The sequence below is a fragment of the Bradyrhizobium sp. CCBAU 25338 genome (assembly GCF_028128965.1).
In the GTDB taxonomy this organism is placed as follows: Bacteria; Pseudomonadota; Alphaproteobacteria; order Rhizobiales; family Xanthobacteraceae; genus Bradyrhizobium; species Bradyrhizobium liaoningense.
The window spans coordinates 636,703-655,491 of the sequence record NZ_LFKY01000043.1 but is presented as its reverse complement, the minus strand read 5'-3'; the positions used below and the strand labels follow the sequence as shown (position 1 = coordinate 655,491).

15 protein-coding genes are annotated in these 18,789 nt (G+C 64.1%); 2 read left to right on the top strand and 13 right to left on the bottom strand.

Going from position 1 to position 18,789, the window contains the following annotated elements; genetic code table 11:
• Positions 1 to 115 precede the first annotated feature (115 nt).
• Positions 116 to 3,409, top strand: coding sequence for a M10 family metallopeptidase C-terminal domain-containing protein (locus tag ACM42_RS36775; RefSeq protein ID WP_333922702.1), 3,294 nt, complete (start codon positions 116 to 118; stop codon positions 3,407 to 3,409).
• Positions 3,410 to 3,718: 309 nt separating this feature from the next.
• Here the strand turns inward: ACM42_RS36775 and ACM42_RS36765 are convergent, their stop codons facing one another.
• The 10 genes from ACM42_RS36765 to ACM42_RS36720 all read right to left on the bottom strand — a co-directional run bounded on the left by ACM42_RS36765 (position 3,719) and on the right by ACM42_RS36720 (position 14,794).
• A complete protein-coding gene (locus tag ACM42_RS36765; protein ID WP_271533345.1) occupies positions 3,719 to 4,681 on the bottom strand; it encodes a UDP-glucuronic acid decarboxylase family protein in 963 nt (320 codons plus the stop codon).
• Between the two features lie 267 nt (positions 4,682 to 4,948).
• Positions 4,949 to 5,698: a glycosyltransferase family 2 protein gene (locus ACM42_RS36760; RefSeq protein ID WP_271533344.1), complete on the bottom strand. Its 750-nt coding sequence runs from the start codon at positions 5,696 to 5,698 to the stop codon at positions 4,949 to 4,951.
• Between the two features lie 11 nt (positions 5,699 to 5,709).
• Positions 5,710 to 7,116, bottom strand: a complete 1,407-nt coding sequence (locus tag ACM42_RS36755) for a capsular polysaccharide export protein, LipB/KpsS family (RefSeq protein WP_271533343.1) — start codon at positions 7,114 to 7,116, stop codon at positions 5,710 to 5,712.
• Between the two features lie 4 nt (positions 7,117 to 7,120).
• Positions 7,121 to 8,509 (bottom strand): surface carbohydrate biosynthesis protein, encoded by a 1,389-nt coding sequence (locus ACM42_RS36750; RefSeq protein WP_271533342.1) that lies wholly within the window; start codon positions 8,507 to 8,509, stop codon positions 7,121 to 7,123.
• 25 nt (positions 8,510 to 8,534) lie between these two features.
• Positions 8,535 to 9,461 carry a hypothetical protein gene (locus ACM42_RS36745; protein ID WP_271533341.1) on the bottom strand — a complete coding sequence of 309 codons (927 nt, stop codon included), beginning with the start codon at positions 9,459 to 9,461 and terminating at the stop codon, positions 8,535 to 8,537.
• Positions 9,462 to 9,523: 62 nt separating this feature from the next.
• Entirely contained in the window at positions 9,524 to 11,059 is a 1,536-nt protein-coding gene (locus ACM42_RS36740) for a lipopolysaccharide biosynthesis protein (RefSeq protein ID WP_271533340.1), read from the bottom strand.
• Positions 11,060 to 11,072: 13 nt separating this feature from the next.
• Entirely contained in the window at positions 11,073 to 11,894 is an 822-nt protein-coding gene (locus ACM42_RS36735; RefSeq protein WP_271533339.1) for an SDR family oxidoreductase, read from the bottom strand.
• 13 nt (positions 11,895 to 11,907) lie between these two features.
• Positions 11,908 to 12,609 (bottom strand): acylneuraminate cytidylyltransferase family protein, encoded by a 702-nt coding sequence (locus ACM42_RS36730; RefSeq protein ID WP_271533338.1) that lies wholly within the window; start codon positions 12,607 to 12,609, stop codon positions 11,908 to 11,910.
• Complete coding sequence (locus tag ACM42_RS36725) at positions 12,606 to 13,514, bottom strand: Gfo/Idh/MocA family protein (RefSeq protein ID WP_271533337.1); 909 nt, start codon at positions 13,512 to 13,514, stop codon at positions 12,606 to 12,608. The genes ACM42_RS36730 and ACM42_RS36725 overlap by 4 nt, the downstream gene beginning before the upstream one ends.
• Positions 13,511 to 14,794 carry a nucleotidyltransferase family protein gene (locus ACM42_RS36720; RefSeq protein ID WP_271533336.1) on the bottom strand — a complete coding sequence of 428 codons (1,284 nt, stop codon included), beginning with the start codon at positions 14,792 to 14,794 and terminating at the stop codon, positions 13,511 to 13,513. The genes ACM42_RS36725 and ACM42_RS36720 overlap by 4 nt, the downstream gene beginning before the upstream one ends.
• Between ACM42_RS36720 and ACM42_RS36715 the strand changes: the two genes are divergently transcribed.
• Positions 14,759 to 15,370: an acetyltransferase gene (locus tag ACM42_RS36715; RefSeq protein ID WP_271533335.1), complete on the top strand. Its 612-nt coding sequence runs from the start codon at positions 14,759 to 14,761 to the stop codon at positions 15,368 to 15,370. The genes ACM42_RS36720 and ACM42_RS36715 overlap by 36 nt on opposite strands.
• On the opposite strand, the gene neuB is transcribed toward ACM42_RS36715, so the two are convergent.
• The 3 genes from neuB to ACM42_RS36700 are packed head-to-tail and all read right to left on the bottom strand — an operon-like array spanning position 15,367 to position 18,789.
• Positions 15,367 to 16,437: an N-acetylneuraminate synthase gene (gene neuB / locus ACM42_RS36710; RefSeq protein ID WP_271533334.1), complete on the bottom strand. Its 1,071-nt coding sequence runs from the start codon at positions 16,435 to 16,437 to the stop codon at positions 15,367 to 15,369. The genes ACM42_RS36715 and neuB overlap by 4 nt on opposite strands.
• Complete coding sequence (gene neuC / locus ACM42_RS36705; protein WP_271533333.1) at positions 16,434 to 17,612, bottom strand: UDP-N-acetylglucosamine 2-epimerase; 1,179 nt, start codon at positions 17,610 to 17,612, stop codon at positions 16,434 to 16,436. Before neuC ends, neuB begins: the two co-directional genes overlap by 4 nt.
• Complete coding sequence (locus tag ACM42_RS36700) at positions 17,605 to 18,789, bottom strand: LegC family aminotransferase (protein ID WP_271533332.1); 1,185 nt, start codon at positions 18,787 to 18,789, stop codon at positions 17,605 to 17,607. The genes neuC and ACM42_RS36700 overlap by 8 nt, the downstream gene beginning before the upstream one ends.

Below are 18,789 nucleotides of genomic sequence, written 5' to 3'. Positions count from 1 at the left end.
GTCTTACGGAAGGGAGCGGACGCCGCGGCCCAAATTAAACCAAACGTTCAACTCTCAGGCTAGAATCATGCGCCTCCGCCGCGAATCTGGCGAGAGCGTTGCTCTGGAGAGTCAATTGGCTACCGCTGTGAATGTCAGTGCCACCAACAACGCCGAGATCGACGGCCTGCTGTCGGGCGCCAAATGGTCGGGCACCATCACCTACAGTTTTCCCGACGCGCCGAGCGACTACGCCAATCCCTATAGCGGCGGCTACAGCGAGCCGACCACCTCGGGCTTTGCCTCGGCGCCCACGCAGATACAGGCGGCGATCAACTACGCGGTCGGGCTGATTCTCAGCTACACCAACGCCGACATCCAGTACGCAGGCACGAACGGCGCCGACATCATGATCGCGCAGTCGCCGGCGGCCAATCCGACCGCCTACGCCTACTATCCCGGCAACTATGCGCCCGGCGGCGACATCTGGTTCGGCACCCAATACAATTTCTCGCTGGCCAAGCTCGGCAATTACTACTTCACCACCGCGCTGCACGAACTCGGCCATGCCCTCGGCCTCAAGCACAGCCAGGAGGCCGGCGGGCCCGCCAACGTCGCGGTGCCGAGCGCGCATGACAGTAGCGAATACACCGTCATGAGCTATCGCAGCTATGTCGGCGCTTCGACCACGGGCGGCTACACCAACGAAGCCTACGGATATTCGCAGACCTACATGGCCAACGATATCCTCGCGCTCCAGACGATGTACGGCGCGGACTACACGACGCAAAGCAGCAACACCGTCTACACCTGGAATTCGACCACCGGACAGCAGTTCATCAACGGCGTCGGTCAGCTCGCGCCGGGCGGCGGCGTCGGCGGCTCGGCCAACCGCATCTACGAGACCGTCTGGGACGGCGGCGGCGTCGATACCTACGACCTGTCGAACTACACGACCAACCTGAGCATCAACCTCAATCCCGGCGCTTCGTCGGTGTTCTCCTCCGTGCAGTTGGCCTATCTCGGCAACGGCCATTATGCATCGGGCAACGTCTACAACGCCTATCTCTACAACGGGGACACGCGCTCCTACATCGACAACGCCGTCGGCGGGTCCGGCAACGACGCGATCCTTGGCAACGCTATTGCCAACGCGCTGAACGGCGCCGGCGGCAACGACACCATCACGGGCGGTGCGGGCAACGATTCCATCAATGGTGGTTCGGGCACCGACACGGCGGTGTATTCGGGCAGCCGGGCCAGCTACACGGTTTCGTACGATGCGACGACACAGACCTTCACCCTGACCGACCTGCGCGGTGGCTCACCTGACGGTACCGATACCGTCACGACAGTCGAGTATTTCCGGTTTGGCGGCGTCACCATCGCTGCCTCCAGCCTCGTTCCGACGGTGATCGAGGCATTCGGGGCGACCAGCGTGGTTCTGTCTGGCGGCAACTACTATCTGAACAGCATCTCGACCGGCACCGGGCCTGTGCTGAAATATGCAGGCAATGTGGTGAACACAGCCAACTACACCACGTGGTCCGTCATAGCCGCCGAACAGGTGTCCGGTGGCGGCTATGACGTGGTCTGGAAGGATTCCTCGAACGGCCATTACTCTGTCTGGAACACGGATAGCACCGGCAATTTCGTGGCGACGCTCGCCGCGGCGCCCGAAGTGCTGGGGACCGATCCATCCCTGAAAGCGCTGGAGTCGACACTCCAGCAGGATCTCAACGGCAATGGCGTGATCGACAATAACGTCACGATCGAGGCGTTCGGATCGACCAGCGTGGTTCTATCTGGCGGCAATTACTATCTGAACAACATCTCGACCGGTATCGGGCCTACGCTGAAATATGCAGGCAATGTGGTGAACACGGCCAACTACACCACGTGGACCGTCATGGCTGCCGAGCAGGTGTCGGGTGGTGGGTACGACGTGGTCTGGAAGGATTCCTCGACCGGCCATTACTCCGTCTGGAGCACGGACAGCACCGGCAATTTCGTGACGACTCTCGCCGCGGCTCCCGAAGTGCTGGGGACCGATCTGTCGCTGAAGGCGCTGGAGCCGACGCTCCAGCAGGATCTCAACGGCAATGGTGTGATCGACAATAACGTCACGATCGAGACGTTCGGATTGACCAGTGTGGTGCTGTCCGGCGGCAACTACTATCTGAGCAACATCTCGTCCGGCACCGGACCCACGCTGAAACATGCCGGCTCTGCAGTCAACACGGCGAATTACACTACGTGGTCCGTCATTGCCGCCGAGCAGGTGTCCGGTGGTGGCTATGACGTGGTCTGGAAGGATTCGTCGAACGGGCATTACTCCGTCTGGAGCACCGACAGCACCGGCAATTTCGTAAAGACGCTTGCCGCGGCTCCCGAAGTGCTGGGGACCGATCCATCCCTGCAGGCGCTGGAGCCGACGCTTCAGCAGGATCTCAATGGCGACGGTACGATTGGGGTGCCGGTTGCCAGCCCCGTCACGATCGAGGCGTTCGGATCAACCAGTGTGGTGCTGTCTGGCGGCAACTACTATCTGGACAACATCTCGACGGGCACCGGACCTACGCTGAAATACCAAGGCAACGTGGTCAACACGGCGAATTACACCACGTGGTCCGTCATTGCGGCCGAGCAGGTGTCCGGTGGTGGCTATGACGTGGTCTGGAAGGATTCGTCGAACGGGCATTACTCCGTCTGGAGCACCGACGGCACCGGCAATTTCGTCACGACGCTCGCCGCGGCTCCCCAAGTGCTGGGGACCGATCCGTCCCTGCAAGCGCTGGAGCCGATGCTTCAGCAGGATCTCAATGGCGATGGTACGACCGGGGTGCCGGCCGCCAGCCCCGTTACGATCGAGGCGTTCGGATCAACCAGCGTGGTGCTGTCCGGCGGCAACTACTATCTGGACAACATCTCGACCGGCACCGGGCCGACGCTGAAACACCAAGGCAATGTGGTCAACACGGCCAACTACACCACATGGTCCGTCATTGCCGCCGAGCAGGTGTCCGGTGGTGGCTATGACGTGGTCTGGAAGGATTCGTCGAACGGGCACTACTCCGTCTGGAGCACGGACAGCACCGGCAATTTCATCACGACGCTCGCCGCAGCTCCCCAAGTGCTGGGGACCGATCCGTCCCTGAAGGCGCTGGAGCCGACGCTGCAGCAGGATCTCAATGGCGACGGCGCCGTCGGCGCTGCGCCGCTCGGTGATAGCTTCGCGTTCAACCTCACCCAGGGCGGGACCCCATCGACCACCCCATCGGAGGTCCCCGACCCGATGCCAGCGCCGGCGGATCCGCAGACCGCGTCGGAGCTGTGGACACAGCCGGCAGGGAGTGACGACATGGCCGCGACCGGCATGGTGATAGATGTGCTTCACAATCTGCACGGCTCCAGTTTCCTGCTGAGCTGACGCCATGGGCCTCGTCGTGTCGAGCTGAGTCCTGTTCGTATCAAGGGGATTGCAGATCGTGACGGTCAGAGCCCTTCGATCCACGTCGCGCCATCGCTGCTCCCTCTGGTCTTTGCGTTCGCGGCGACCTCCTGATCCGGACCAAGGAGCTTCAGCTTGTGGTCGTCCTGGCGCCGTTCTTTCTCCTTCCGCGGCTGGGACCGTCAGCGCGGCCTTCGAGTCTAGCCGCGATCGGGGATCCCCGACGATGCCGGACGGTTCGCTCATGACGGACAGGCTCGCGGCGGGCGAGGGACGTTGCGAGCCGGATCAGGCGATTTCGAGCGAGTGCTTGAAATAGGCGATGGTCTCCTTCAGGCCGTCCTCGAGCGCGACCTTCGGCTCCCAGTTCAGCACCGCCTTCGCCTTGGTAAGGTCGGGCTGGCGCTGACGCGGGTCGTCCTGCGGCAGCGGCTTGAACTCCAGCTTGGAACGCGAGCCCGTGAGCTTGATGACCTTTTCGGCGAGTTCCCGGATCGTGAACTCGGAATTGTTGCCGAGATTGATCGGGCCGGTGACGTCTTCCGCACTCACCATCAACCGCGTGATGGCCTCGACGAGGTCGTCGACATAGCAGAACGAGCGGGTCTGGCCGCCGTCGCCGAACACGGTGATCGGCTCGCCCTTGAGCGCCTGGACGATGAAGGACGACACCACGCGACCGTCATTTGGCTGCATGCGCGGGCCGTAAGTGTTGAAGATGCGCGCGACCTTGATCGGCAGGCCGTGCTGGCGCCAATAGTCGAAGAACAGCGTCTCGGCACAGCGCTTGCCCTCGTCGTAGCAGGAGCGGATGCCGATCGGGTTGACGTTGCCCCAGTAATCCTCGGTCTGCGGATGGATCAGCGGATCGCCATAGACCTCGCTGGTGGAGGCTTGGAAGATGCGCGCCTTGAGCCGCTTGGCGAGCCCAAGCATATTGATGGCGCCGTGCACCGAGGTCTTGGTGGTCTGTACCGGATCGCGCTGGTAGTGGATCGGCGAGGCCGGGCAGGCCAGGTTGAAGATCGCGTCGACCTCGATGTAGAGCGGGAAGGTGACGTCGTGCCTGACCGCCTCGAACAGCGGATTTGCGATCAGATGGGCAATGTTGCGCCGGCTGCCGGTGAAATAGTTGTCCGCGGACACTACCTCGGCTCCCGAATCGAGCAGCCGCTCGCAGAGGTGCGATCCGATGAACCCGGCTCCCCCGGTCACGAGGATGCGGCTGTTCCTGTAGTTTTCAAACGGCATGATCGGTTCCAGATTGTTCGCGAGGGGAGCGGCTGAGTGGTATCGGCAACGGCCGGACTCGCCAATAGCCAAATGCCTTGGATTGCGGTATCTAAACACCCCTACTGTGCATGGGGTTGTTTTCGCAGTTTTTGTGGCGGGGCGCGCCGAGCGCCCGGCGATCAGCCTTAAGCATGATCCGGAAAAGTGTGCAGCGGTTTTCCGAAAAGATCATGCTTAAACAACGACCTAAAGCGCGATGACGATTCATCCGAATCGCATCGCGCTTCAGAACTCCCGCCGCTTCAACCAGGCCCGTGCCCCCCAATGGCCGAAGCACCAGGCCGATCGGACCAGGGAGAGGTGCTCGACATTGCGGTAGATCTGCCAGACCCATTTGGCCGAGCGCACCGGGCGACTGGAGACCGAGGAGCCCCTGACGCGGTAACGCGCCAGATCCTCGTTGAGGCCGTATGCGGTATGGCCGCGTTTGAGGATCGAAAGCCACAGGCAGAAATCGTCATAACCCTCGTTCTTCATCGCGATGGGGCCGGCGATCTCGCGGTCGACCATCGCGGTCAGCGTGGCGATCGCGGTGTTCTTCAGGAGCTGCCCATAGCTGAGCGATGCCGGTACCTCGATCAGCCGTCCTGTGACCGTGTTGGTCTCGTTGATGCGGCGGAAAGCGGTGTAGCTCAGCGCGGCCTGCTTCGCCTTCGCGAAGGCGAGCTGCCGCTCCAGCTTCTCGGGCAGCCACAGATCGTCGCTGTCGAGGAAGGCGAGATAGCGGCCCTGCGCCCGGTCGATCGCGGCCTGGCGCGCCAGCGCCGGCCCGCCGTTCTTCGCCTGCGGGATCAGCTTGACGCGAGGATCGCGCTCGCCGATGTCAGCGATGATCTGCGGTGTCCTGTCGGTCGAGCAGTCGTCCGCGATCAGCAGCTCCCAATCGGAGAAGCTCTGGCTCTGCACCGAGCGGATGGTCTCCTCGATCAGGCCTTCGACGTTCCAGGATGGGGTGATGATCGAGACGAGCGGCATGACGGGTCCGTTCAATTCGCGCGGGCGGCGGGCTCGGCGATCGCGGCGCACAACGAGGCTGCAAACGTGTCGAGCAGCCTGGGATCGCTGATATAGAGTTCGCCCGGATAAGAGCTGCGCCAGGCCGATTCGAAATAGGGCGCGCCCTTGGCTGGATCGAATGGCCCGGCGGAGAGCGCCTCGCGCAGCCTTGCGGGCACGTCCGCCAGCCGGTCGACCGCGTAGACCAGCGGGCAGGAACGGTAGAACGCATCGCCCATCACCACGACCGGCTTGCCGAGCAGCAAGGCCTCGGCGCCCGACTTGCTGTTGACGGAGATGACCGCATCGGCGCGATTGAGCACCGTGTAATTGTTGGTCTGCGGCGGCAGCAGCACGAAATTGTCGAAGCGGCGCGCCAGCTCGAACAAGCGATCGGCCGAGATCGCGCCGATCTGGGCGGGGTGTTCCTTCACCACCAGCACATGCGAGTCCGGGATCGTCCGCAGCAGGAAGTCGACCGTTGCGACCTGGTCGAGGTAGTCGGGCGAGCGCAGCGTCAGTGCCATGTCGGCGGGAACGTGGAATGGATAATAGACGAAGGGCGCTCCGGGGATCGGCTTGTAGAGCTTGCGCAGCCGCGTCGCATTGAGCGCCATCGCCGCGTGCACGCGGGCGTGACGCAGATTGTGTCCGAACTCCTGATGCTTTCCGAGCGCGAACTGGTCCCACAGCTTTTCGGTGAGGCGGCGGGCGTTGCGCAGGTTCACGACCTTCTTGAAAGCCGCCGAATAATGATGCTGGTCCTTTTTGGGGATGACGATCGCCCGCTGCTTCAGCGTGTCGTCGAGATAGGCGCGTACCTCTGCCGACACCGTATCCGCCGGAGTCGGCATCACGTCGGGCGCAGCGAGACTGTCGGGCGTGAAATACATCCGGCCGCGAAAGAACGAGGGCTCGATAAACCAGTTGCGGATGTTGCGACGCCTGGCGGCGTAGAAGCTCGCGATGACGGAGAGGAAGCCGCCGAGCTCCTGAACCAGTTCGACGCGCTTGCCCTGCGTCTCCAGGCGGTCGAGCAACGCCTCCATCGCGTTGGCATAGATCATGAACCGCCGGCGAAGCGCGGCGGTGTCGCGGATGCCGAACGTGAACCGCTCATGGCTGAACAGGAAATTGGTCCCGTCGAGTCCGTAGGCGGCGACGCGCGCGTCGAACGCGCGGCGATCGTCGGGCGACGGACCGGTCTTGAGGCCGTCGCGATACATGTTCGTGACCGGCACGCCTTCTGCCGCCGACATCTCGGCGCTGCGATCGTCAAAGGCGAGCAGCTCGACATCGTTGCCTGCCGCACGCAGCCGCTGCGCGACCGGAATCCAGAACCGGGTCTGGTATTCGGCGAGCGTGGTGATGAGAATGGTCTTTGCGGATGTGGTCATGAGTCTATCGGGCGGGTTCGATGGCGACGCTCGCGAGCGGCAAGCCTGTCGTCGCGCAGTGCGCGCGTCTCGCGGTGAATTGCGCCGGGCTCGCACGGTCATGAGTTGCGATACGCTGCAGCAGGGTCTTGACGAAGACCGGCCCGATCTGCTTGTCGCGCCGGGCCGGGTTGAACCGGCTGCGCAGCCGTTCCGTCACGGCCGATCCGAGCGCGGCGCTGGCGGCGCCCTTGACGATCTGGCCGACACTCGGCTTGTCGCGCGTGCCCTTCACGGTCGCCAGCAACGACACGTAAGGCCGGCGCGCACCCTCAGCGCGCGTCAGGACATCAGCGACCCGTTCTGCGGCTTGCCCGTCGTTGAGATGGAAGAAGGCCTCGATATTTGCGGCATGAACGCGGGCGAAATCGAAGGTCTCGGTCTCGCGCTCGATATGGTCGATCGCGTCAAGCAGCTCATCGAACGAGGCGACCGGCCGGCTCACGCGCGCGGGCAGCGCCGCATGGCCGGCGGTGGTCGGTGTGTTCAGATATTCGAGTTGGAGCGGAAGCTTTCCAAGCAGGACCGATTCGACGGCCGTGCCGCAATTGAGATGAACGACCGCGGCCGCATTGCGGATGCGGTCGAGTACGCTGCCGGTGCCGTCGATCAGGACGTTGGGGTGGCGCGCCAGCGCGTTGCGATAGACCTCCTCGCTCTCGAAGGGATGCGGACGCACCAGAATGGTACGGTCGGGCCGCGCTGCGGCAAGGCGGTCGATCTCGGCGAGATAGTTGGTGAAGACCTGCTTCAGGTCCGCGATGAAGCGATCGACATAGCCGCCATCCCAACCGGCCCGCACCATCGCTTCGCGCTCGCCGCCCGGCTTGCCGGTGAAGCGTGAATTGACCAGCGGGAAGTTGGCGTTGACGAGCAGGTAGTCGCGCGGTTCGCCATCGAGCAGCGCGCGCCAGCGCGGCGCAGCAAAGTCGAAGCGCGGGCATCCGGTGAGGTGAAGCTGCTCCGGCTTCATGGTTCCGGCCGCGAGGAAGGCCTCGTGCAGCCGACTGCCCCAGAAGAAATAGCCCGCCAGGATGTCGGCGTAGCCGCTGCCCTTGACGTGGGCCGCCATTGCCGGCGGCGAGTTGCCGCCCTTTTCCGCGAGCACGCCGCCTTCGGTATCGAGCACGTAGAGCGCGAGCCCGTCCCTCGCAAAGCTGCGCATGAGATCGAGGTTGACGGGACGGGCGTAGTTGACGACCAGCGCGTCGAGCCCGAGCCGAGGAACGTCGACGGCCTGCTCGTACATCGGCACCAGCACGACGGAGACGCCGCGCCGCGCGAGCTGATAGCCGAGCATGACCGCACCCGGCAGGTCACGCTTGGGGTGATCGACCACCAGGCCTATGCGCAAGGTGTCAGCTCCCGGCCGGCCCGGCTCACAGGCGCATCGCGGCGCGCTCGACGTCCGTCAGGGCTCCGCTCGCCCGGAAACGCGGGCGCGGTTCAGGATAGATGCGCGGCTGCTGAATGTAGGTCGCGGTGTAGAGCAGGCGGCTGTGGTCGGACTGGATCCGGCTTCCCATGTGCAGGCAGCGGGCCGTGTTGACGATGAACGACGACAGGCGGGGCGCGATCATCTCCTTGACCGCGTCGGGACCGGTCTTAGCGAACACCTGCGCATCGTTCATATGGCTCTTCAGCGTATTGCGGAACGGCTTCGACGGCCCGGCCGGAATGAAGGTGAACGGACCGTCGGCGGTGTTCTGCACATCGGTCAGATAGATGAAGAGCTTGCAGACGCGCTTGTCATCGTGATCGAGATGCCAGAGCTGCGAATAGCTCAGCGCCTGGTTCGGGGTCGGTTGGGACAGCGTCAGCAGCACGTCGGAGAGCTGCGGCAGGTCATGCATGAATTCGCCGATGATGCGCAGCGCCGCCGGCTGCAGCGCGTAGCGCACGAAGGGATGGTCGGTCGCGAATGCGCCGTTGACGAGATCCTCGTCCAGCAGGCTGACCCAGAAGGATTTATGACCTAGCTGCTGCTTACCGGAGAGCTCGTTTAGCCGGCTCACCTTGTGGTCCGCGACTGCCGCGACGGCTTCCGCGAGGCGGCGGTCCATCAGCGTGGATACGTCGACGTAGCCGTCTCGGTCAAGCTTCCGGCTCGCCTCGCTCCACTCCTCTTTCGAGGGAAGCTGATTGAGCAGGGCGATGCGCTTGGCCCGGGCGCCCGGCCGCAGAGTCGTCAGGGCCGCCTTGGTGACCCAGCCGAGATCCGTCCTGTTGATGTGCCACAACAGGCGACGAAACTGGTTGATTTTCTGCTTCTTCGGTGTTTTCACGCCGGCATCGATGGTCGTCATGTGGGTTGCCCGATCGCAGGAAAGCAGGTCTCTTTAACCTCAAGGCGCTCTATTTTGCTACCCTAAAGTGTCGTCGGCGAGATGCCCTTTCGGCCGAAATAGGTCCGTCCAAGAGAGCCAATCAGGCCGCGCTGCTCCTCGCTCAGGACCATGAAATATTGTGCGGTCCATGTGGCGGCGCAAAACGCCACCATCAGGCCCGTCAGGGTGACGATTCCTGGGTTGGGCGTGACATAGAGGATGGCGGCGAGAAGCAGCGCTGCGATCGCGAGGATCGCCCAGTGTGTCAGGATGGCAATCCAGAAGCGCCTCGCATCCATTGCGAGTTCCCTGACAAAGATCATGAGCTGCCATGGTACGATCGCTGCGGTTCCAATGGTCTGTCCGAGAATGAAGGCCCGCTCGGACAAGACGTTGACGGCCGCAAGGGTCACAACCGCCCAGATCGCCAGATGGATCATCATCAGCATGTTCAGCCGCCCCTGAACCTTCGTGCGCGTCATGAACAGCGTGTTACCGAAGATCACATATTGAAAGCACATCGTGACCACGAACATCAGGCCCATCCAGTGGGCGTAAGGAACAATCTGCGGTCCGATCCAGATATGCATGATCGCGGGTGACATCATCGCGGCCGCGACTAAGGGCGGCACGGTCACGATCGGCAGCATCATGATGCCCGTTTCACCAAACCGGTTGAACTGGCGGTGGTTGTCGCGCTGATCAAGCCGGCTGACCACCGGGAGCATCGCCGAGATGAGCAGGCTCGCGACCACTTTGGCGAGCCGCGGAATTCTGACCAGCGTATCATAGATGCCGACGCTCTGCGGACCGATATAGATGCCGATCAGGAACGGCTGGATCGGCGCAATGATGCCGCCGATCAACTTGCCCTGCATCACCAGGATGCAGCGCGTCATCACCTCGCGGCTGACCGCCGCGACAGGCACCGACAGCTTGATCCGCGTGCGACTGAGCGCGGCGATCGAGGCGACGAGCAGGATCAGCGCGCGCAACAAGCCGCTGGCGAGGAAATAGTAAGTCACCACCTCGTAGGGCTGCCCGGATCGCGCAGCGTGGATGGTGGCGCCCACGTAGAGCAGGGTTGTCAAGAATTCGCAGAGCCGCAGCAGCCCGTAACGCTCGAAGCCCTTGACGACGCCTTCCCACACCAGCGCCGGAAATAGCACGAGGTTGCTCGCCGCCGTCGCGAGCAGCATGTTGGTGAAGCTCGCGGCGTGAGCCGGCTCGGCCTTGAACTGGGCAACGATTAACGGCACCGTCAGCCACATCACAGCGCTGAGCACGATGGCCAGCAGCAGCGAGACCGCCGTCAGCAACAGGAGCTGACCGCCGGCCAGCCGCCAATCGCGGTGCTCCCTGGCGCGCGCCACCACCTGCGTGGTCACTTCCGCCACGCCAAAATCGATGACCCCGATCAGACCGGAGGGCAGGAAGAGGCGCGTCAGAACGATCAATCCGAACTCGGCGACGCCCCAGGTGCGAATGATGATCGGGATGACGATGACGCCGAGGACGGCGACAAGTCCGAAGACGATCGCCGACACCACGGTGTTCTGGACAAGGCGCTTCAGCATGGCATGGCCCGGCTTACCACGCGCTCAGTCCGCCATCGACGGCGATGTTCTGGCCGGTGACGTAGGAGGCCGCATCGGATACCAGGAACAGCATCGTGCCAACCATCTCGTCGGCGCGGGCCATCCGGCCGAGCGGAACGCGGGCGCCGTAACGCTGCTTGAAGGTCTCATTCTGTCCGCTCTCGACTCCGCCCGGGGTGAGCGTGTTGACGCGAACGCCCTTCGCCGCCCAGTAGGTCGCCAGGTGCTTGGTCAGGCCGATGACACCGGCCTTCGAGGCGGTGTAGACCGCCGGCGTGTTGATGGCGCGGCCGAGATATTCGGAGCCTTCGTAGATGCGCTGATCGGGGGCCATCAGTCCGTAGATCGAGGCGGTCTGCACGATGGCGCCGTAGCCGCGCTCGGCCATCCGGCCGCCGAACACCTGCGCGACGTTGAACATGCCGTCGAGATTGATGGCCATGATCTCGCGCCAGGTCTCCTGCGAGAATTTCTCGACAGGCGCAAAGAAGGCGTCGACGTCACGGGTCTTGCTGGCCGCGTTGTTGAGCAGGATCGAGACCGGTCCGAGGTCGGCCTCGATCGCATCGGCTGTGTTGCGCACCGCTTCAGGGCTGGTGATGTCGCAACCGTAGCCTCTGGCGCGGACGGCATGGCGGGAGGCGACGTCGGCTGCCGCGGCATCGGTTGCGGTCTGATCCAGATCGACAATCGCAACGTTGGCGCCGAACTCGGCAAGGCCCTCGGCAAAGCGACGACCGAGAATGCCGCACCCGCCGGTAACGACGGCAGTGCGGCCGGTCAGATCGAACAGAGCCTTGAAGCTCGTGGTCATCGCTTGCGCCTCCTCAGGCCGCCAGTCGTTGGCGGAGCAACAGTTCCACCAGCGTAAAATCGAGATCGGAATCGATGTCGATCGAACGCTCTTCCGGCATTTCGAGCAGACGCGTGTCCGGGTAGAATACCGCAGGCCGCTCCAGGAATGGCGCGACGCGCCAGACATAGATCGACGCGTTCATGTCGAAGCAGCGCGGCGCATCCTGCCGGCGCGTGATCGGAGGATCGGCAGATTTGGAGAGGCCGACGCTGCCATCGGAGCGCTGCTCGACAAGGTTGAAATAGGGCGACCGCCGCGCTGGCGCCCCGGTAATGACATTGCGCGCGCCGCTCTCGCGCAGCAGCGCGACCGCACCGGTGATGTCGGAGGCCAGCCTGAGCGGCGAGGTTACGTCGAGATCGACGAAGATCTCGGGCGTCGTGCCCATTTGCGCGATGGCCTGCTCGAGACAATGGCGGATCGCCGGCAGCTTTGGCGCGGTATCGGTCGCCATCTCGTCGGGGCGCCTGACCGCGATGTCGGCGCCGGCCTTCAGCGCCGCCTCGAGCAGGGCGTCCGAATCGCTGCTGAAGGCGATCGCATCGAACAGGCCGGTCTCTCGCGCCTGCGCGATGCTCCACGCGAGTACCGGCCTGCCCAGGAGATCGCGCGCGTTCTTGCCGACCACCCCCTTCGAGCCGCCTCGCGCGCAGATGGTGCAGACCAGACTCATGGCGATATCCAGGTCTTGGTGCGCAGCGCGCGCTCGCTGGCGTCGATCAGATGCACGACGCCGAGGGCCTCGGGCAGCGAGCAGACCGGGCTCGCGCCGCGCATTGCCGCGACATGCATGTCGCGATAGCTCTGGTCGCGCTCGCTGGGAATCTCCGTTGCCTTGCCGTTGACCGTGAGACGGCTGCCGACGAGATCGGCCTCGATGGTGTCGTCGTCGACATTGACGCGGATGCGGCGGATGCCCTGGCGATCGAGATAGTCCATGTGGACGTGCACCGATGGCGCCCGCTGCATATCGAGTAGCAGGTCGAGATGGTCGTCGACGTCGATGTCGCGCGCGCCGGAGGAGCCGCCGAGCGCTGCGACGCGATGCCATGGCCCGAACAGCCACAAAAGATAGTCCAGTTCGTGGCTGAGATCCCGCAGCACGCCGCCCCCGGCATCAGCCGTGGCGGAGGCGGTCGCACGATGATCGCGGCCCGGCCGCCAGTCCCTGATGTCCTGGCCGACATAGGCGTCGACCGTGATCACGTCGCGCCCGCGCAGTCTTTCCGCCAGCGCCGTCATCACGGGGTGAAAGCGCAGATTGTATCCGACGCTGACATGGGCGAAGGGATATTTCGGGGCCGGGGCCGGTGTTGCGAATAGCGGCTTTTCGACAAGGACTCTGCCATGGAACCCGGTCTGCGCGAACTCTTGCAGATTGTCCGCATGACGCGCAGTCTCGGTAGCGATCACCACGTAGTCCGGATGCGCCGCCGCGACGGCCTGCGCGATCGACCCGTAGTCGCCGCCTTCGCGCCGACTGACAGTCGCGACCCGAAGGCCGAGCTCGCGCAGGACCCGCGCATGCCTTGCGCCAATCGAGCCGAGGCCAACCACGACGGCGGTTGTTGAGGTCACGGGAAGACCTCGTGAAACTCTGCATGCGCCTGCTCGAAATCCTCCAGGCGGCCGATATCGAGCCAGTATTCACGAATGGGATAGACGGCGACGCGTCCCTTATCGGCGATCACCCGCTCCAGCACGGTCGGCATATCGATGCTGACGCCGGGGGCGACATGGCGGAAGACCGAGCTTCCAATCACGTAAATGCCGGCACTGACGAACCAGCTCTCGGTCGGCTTCTCGCGAATGGTCTGGAGAAAGCCGTCCGACGTGGAAACCACGCCATAGGGGACGTGCACCTTGTGCTCACGAACGGCCATCGTCGCTTCCGCCGGCGTTCCGTTGTGGAAGTCGAGAAGCGCTCCATAGTTGATCGTGGTGAGGATGTCGCCGTTGGTGACGATCATCGGCAGATCCGGCGGGGTCGAAAAGAGCCCGAGCGCGCCGGCGGTACCCAGGCGTTCGGTCTCGTGCACGTACTGGATGTTGGCACCGAAGGCCGCGCCATCGGCAAAGTAGTCTTTGATCGTCTGAGCCTTGTAATTGACCGAAATGAAGATGTTGCCAAACCCCTGCTGCACCACGTTGCGGACGATCGTCTCCAGCAGTGGTCGGCCGCCGACATTGAGCATCGGCTTCGGCACGTCGCGCGTCAGCGCACCCAGGCGCTCGCCGAGGCCGCCGGCCATGATCAGCACAGGGTTAGGATAGTGACGAGGTTCGAGCAGCTCATCGAGCGTCTCGACCACGACCAGATGGCCGCCCTCGTCGACAAGCGGGAGCTGCTTGATCGACCTCTGCCGCATCAGCTGCAGGCGATCCTCGCGCGGCAAGGTCGCAGGGGCCGACACCGGCGTCCGGTTCATGATGTCGGTCGCAAGTCCGGTGAGAGGGATGCCGCGCAGCAGCCCGCGCCTCACGTCGCCGTCGGTGACCACGCCCAGCAGGCGATTGTGGTCGTCGAGCACCAGCGCAACCTGGATGCTTCCGCTCTCGATCGCGGCGATGGCCTCGCCCACAGTCGCCTGGGTACCGACGACGGCTTTGCGCCAGGATTTCATGGCAATTTGCCTCGTATACGCCAGATATTGGGGGCGGCCCACGGCTGAGCCTGCTATATCGCGGCTGCGAGAGGCGGCGTCAACCCCGCCAGGGGCCCGGGCGTTGACCTTGTTAATGCCCGTGTTTTCCGGCCAGGCCTCGTCGGTTTGAAGTACCGCAGCCCGGTCGCTAAGATTGGTCTGTGCAGGGGAAACGCGATGGACGATCTCATCATCATCGGTGGCGGCGAGCATGCCTTCATGGTCTATGAGGCCGCTCTCCTGTCGGGCCAGTTCAACGTCGTCGGTTTCCTCGATCGCCAGCCGGGTACACTGGGCAATGCGCGCTACCTCGGAACCGATGACGTTGCGCCCAACTATCCGGATGCCGCCTTCGTGGTCGGGATCGGAACGATGCAGGCAGGGCCCGTGCGCCGGCAATTGGTCGGCCGGCTGCAGCTCAAACGCTGGGCGTCGGTGATCCATCCGCGCGCGTTCGTCTCGCCATCGGCAACGATCGGCGCGGGCAGCGTCATCATGCCGGGTGCGATCGTCAATGCACGCAGCATGATCGGCCATCACTGCATCATCAATTCCGGCGCGGTCGTCGAGCACGATGTGCGAGTTGGGCACTGCACGCATCTGTCTCCCGGAACCGTGGTCGGCGGCGGTGCAGAGATCGGCGACAACTCCTTTGTGGGGCTCGGCAGCCGGGTCCGCGATCACATTTCCATTGGCAATGATACGCTGGTGGCGATGGGTTCTGTCGTTACGGCTTCATGGCCGCCCGGGTCCGTGCTGCGCGGCGTTCCTGCAAAGCCCCGTCGTTAGACCGGATCATCCGGGTCAAGCGCCTTCGGCGCCGCCGTTCCGATCAGGGACCAATAATCAATCGGCAGCCGCCCGGTGCCCGGCCGCTTGGCCGTGATGTCGGCCGGTCCGATGATCTCGCCGGCCTTCAGCGCGCGCGCCGCCACGATGCTCTTGCGCGCCACCGGGACGTTCCTGATTTCGGATTCCTTCGGCGTCTTCACGCCGTCGCCGAGCGCGGTCTCGACATTGCGGATGGCGCCGACCATGCGCTTGAAATCGTCCGGCTCGAGTGAGGCTGCGTGGTCGGGGCCGGGCGCATTGCGATCCAGCGTCAGGTGCTTTTCGACGATGGTCGCGCCGAGCGCGACCGCGGCTACCGAAATCTCGAACCCATCGGTGTGATCGGAATAACCGACCGGAAGCTGGAACGCCGATCGCATCGTCGCCATCGCGGCGAGGTTCACATCGGCGATGGGGCAGGGATATTCGGTTGTACAATGGAGCAGGCTGACGTGCCGCGCCAGCGCGGCGCGTGCCGCCCGATCGCGCCATGCTGCGCGGAACGAGGCGACACCTGCGGGATCCCTGCGATGCGCGTAGCCATGGGCTAATACACCCAGCGCTTCCTCAACCTCGCCGAGCGTTGCCATGCCGGTCGATAGGATCAGCATGGCGCCGGCTCTCGCCGCTGCATGGAGCAGCGGCGCGTTGGTGAGATCGCCCGAACCAATCTTGATGCGCGACAATTTCAGAGACAAAAGGAAGTCGAGCGAAGCATTATCGAACGGCGTCGACAGAAATTCGATGCCGCGCTCCTTGGCGCGCGCGATCAGCGTCTCATGCGCAGCCTGCGGCAGCTCGAGACGTTCGAGCATGGCGAGTTGGCTCTCGCCGGCATCGGTGGTGCGCTGCTGATAGTCGGCCTTCTTCGCCGCGCCGCCCGCCAACGCCTTTGCATTGAAGGTCTGGAACTTGACGATGTCGGCTCCGGCATCGGCTGCCGCATCGACCAAGGCCAGCGCCTTTTCCAGGCTGCCGTCGTGATTGACCCCGGCTTCCGCGATGATCAGCGTGTGCGTCGTCATGGCCGCGCTCCGCTTGCGGGAAGTTCGTAGAAGCCCTTGGCCAGAAGCCGCCTGAAATCGGGGATGTCGGCGATAATGTCGGCAAATCGCCGGCTGGATTCACCGTCGCCGTAGGGGTTGACGGTGGCTTCGCGGCCACGCTGGAGTCCTGCCGAGATCGCGGCGGCAACTGCGCCACGTTCGGGCGCTGCATGAAACACCGAGGCCGCGCGCTCACGCCCCTTCTGACGGTCGCCTATATCCACCGTGGGAACGCCGAAGGAGGGCGCTTCGAGCACGCCACTCGAGGAGTTGCCGATCACCAGGTCTACTTGGTTCATCAGGCTGAGGTAGCGGAGCTGCCCGAGCGAGGCGACCGCGATCGTGTTCGGCCGGCGCGCCGCGAAGGCCTTGGTCCGATCGTTCAGCGCGCGCCCTTCGGCATCAGCATTGGCGAGCGTGAAGATAAGACGGAAGGCGGGATCGAGTGTCGACAGGGCAGCAAACAACTCTTCCAACTCGGCCACCGACCGCCCGGCTTCGACCGTGACGGGGTGAAACGTGATGAGTGCATTGCGTTCGCCAAGCGGCATCCCGATCGCGTCGCCTATGTCGTCGCGGTTCATCAGATCGAGATGCTTGATGGCGTCGATGCCGACCGAGCCGATGGTATGGATGCGGGACGGGTGCTCGCCAAGCTGCATCAATCGCCGCGTCGAGCCTTGATTGCTGGTGAAATGCAGATGCGCCATCTTGCTGATGGCGTGGCGCGTGGATTCGTCGACCGCGCCTTCGGTGACGTCTCCGCCGAACAGATGCGCCATCGGCAGTCGCATGAACATCGCGGCCTGCGCGGCCGCAAACATTTCGAACCGGTCGCCGAGCACGACAACGAGATCCGGCTGCAACCGCGTGAAGGCGTCGGCAAAGCCGATCACGCCGAGTCCGACCGATTTGGCGACTCCGGCGCCGGTATCGCTGCTCAGCAGCGTCTCGACGCGCTCGTCAACCTCAAAACCTTCCTCGCGGATGGAGTTGAAGGTGTAGCCGAACTCGGGCGCGAGATGCATGCCGGTGGCGACGAGCTGAAGCGTTAGGCCTGGCGTCTGACGGATTGCGCGCATCGGCCAGACCAGCAGGCCGAAATCGGCCCGGCTGCCGGTGACGAAGCAGATTCTTCGTGCGCGACTACTCATCGCGGGGCCTGATGCTGGCGCTGCTGGGTAGGTTGATCAGCCGGCGTTCTATGGATTCCGCGGTGGAAAGATCGCCGCGGGGGCTTTGCGCGAACATCGGCAGCCTGTGCATCAACGTCCAGGCCGGGCGCGCGCCGAAGCCGGCCTCGTTCAGCGCCGTGAGCACGTCGTCGCGCCGCTCGGCATGCGCCTCGTCGAGCAGGACCGCGTTCAGCCAATAATTGCTCGTCGTACCCGCGGGCTCGCGCGAGAAGCGCACGCCTGGCACGTCGGCAAAGACACGCTCATAGGCGGCCGCCAGCCGGCGCTTGCTCGCCAGGAAGCCGTCGAGCTGCTCGAGCTGCGCGCAGCCGAGCGCGGCGTTCAGGTTGGGCAGGCGGTAGTTGAAGCCGATCTCGTCATGCACGAAGGCCCATTTGTGCGGAAGCTTCGCGGTCGTGGTGAGATGCTTGGCGCGGCGTCCCAGCTCCTCGTCATTGGTGAGGATGGCGCCGCCGCCGCCGGTGGTGACGATCTTGTTGCCGTTGAAGCTCAGCGCCGCGAGCCGCGCCTGCGATCCGACGGCGTGACCCTTGTAGGTCGAGCCGAGCGATTCCGCGGCATCCTCCACCAGCGCGATGCCCCAGTCGTGTGCGATCGCTGCGATCTCGTCGAGTGCAACGGGATGCCCGAACGTGTGCATCGGCGAGATCGCCGCGATGCGGCGTCCGGTCTCGCGATTGATCGTGCCTCTTGCGGTCCGCTCCGCAATCGCCCCGAGGCGCACCGCGAGTGCGCCGGGATCCATGCCGAGCGTGGCAAGCGAGCTGTCGACGAAATGCGGCGTTGCGCCGCAATAGGCGATCGCGTTCGTCGTCGCGATGAAGGTCAGCGCTGGCGAGATGACCTCGTCGCCGGGCTCGACGCCGGCGAGCCTGAAGCAGGCATGCAACGCGGCCGTGCCATTGACGACGGCGACCGCGCGTTTGGCTCCGGTGACCTCCTCCAGCATGCGTTCGAACCGATCGACAAAGGGGCCGACCGAGGAAACGAAGGTGCTCTTGATGCACTCCTCGAGGTAGGCGATCTCGTTTCCGGCGAACACCGGTTCGTGCAGGCCGAGGACACCGTTCGGCGTTCCCACCGCGTGCCGCACGGCGTCGACGATCGTCTCTGGCTTGAAGCCTGAGCTGGTCAC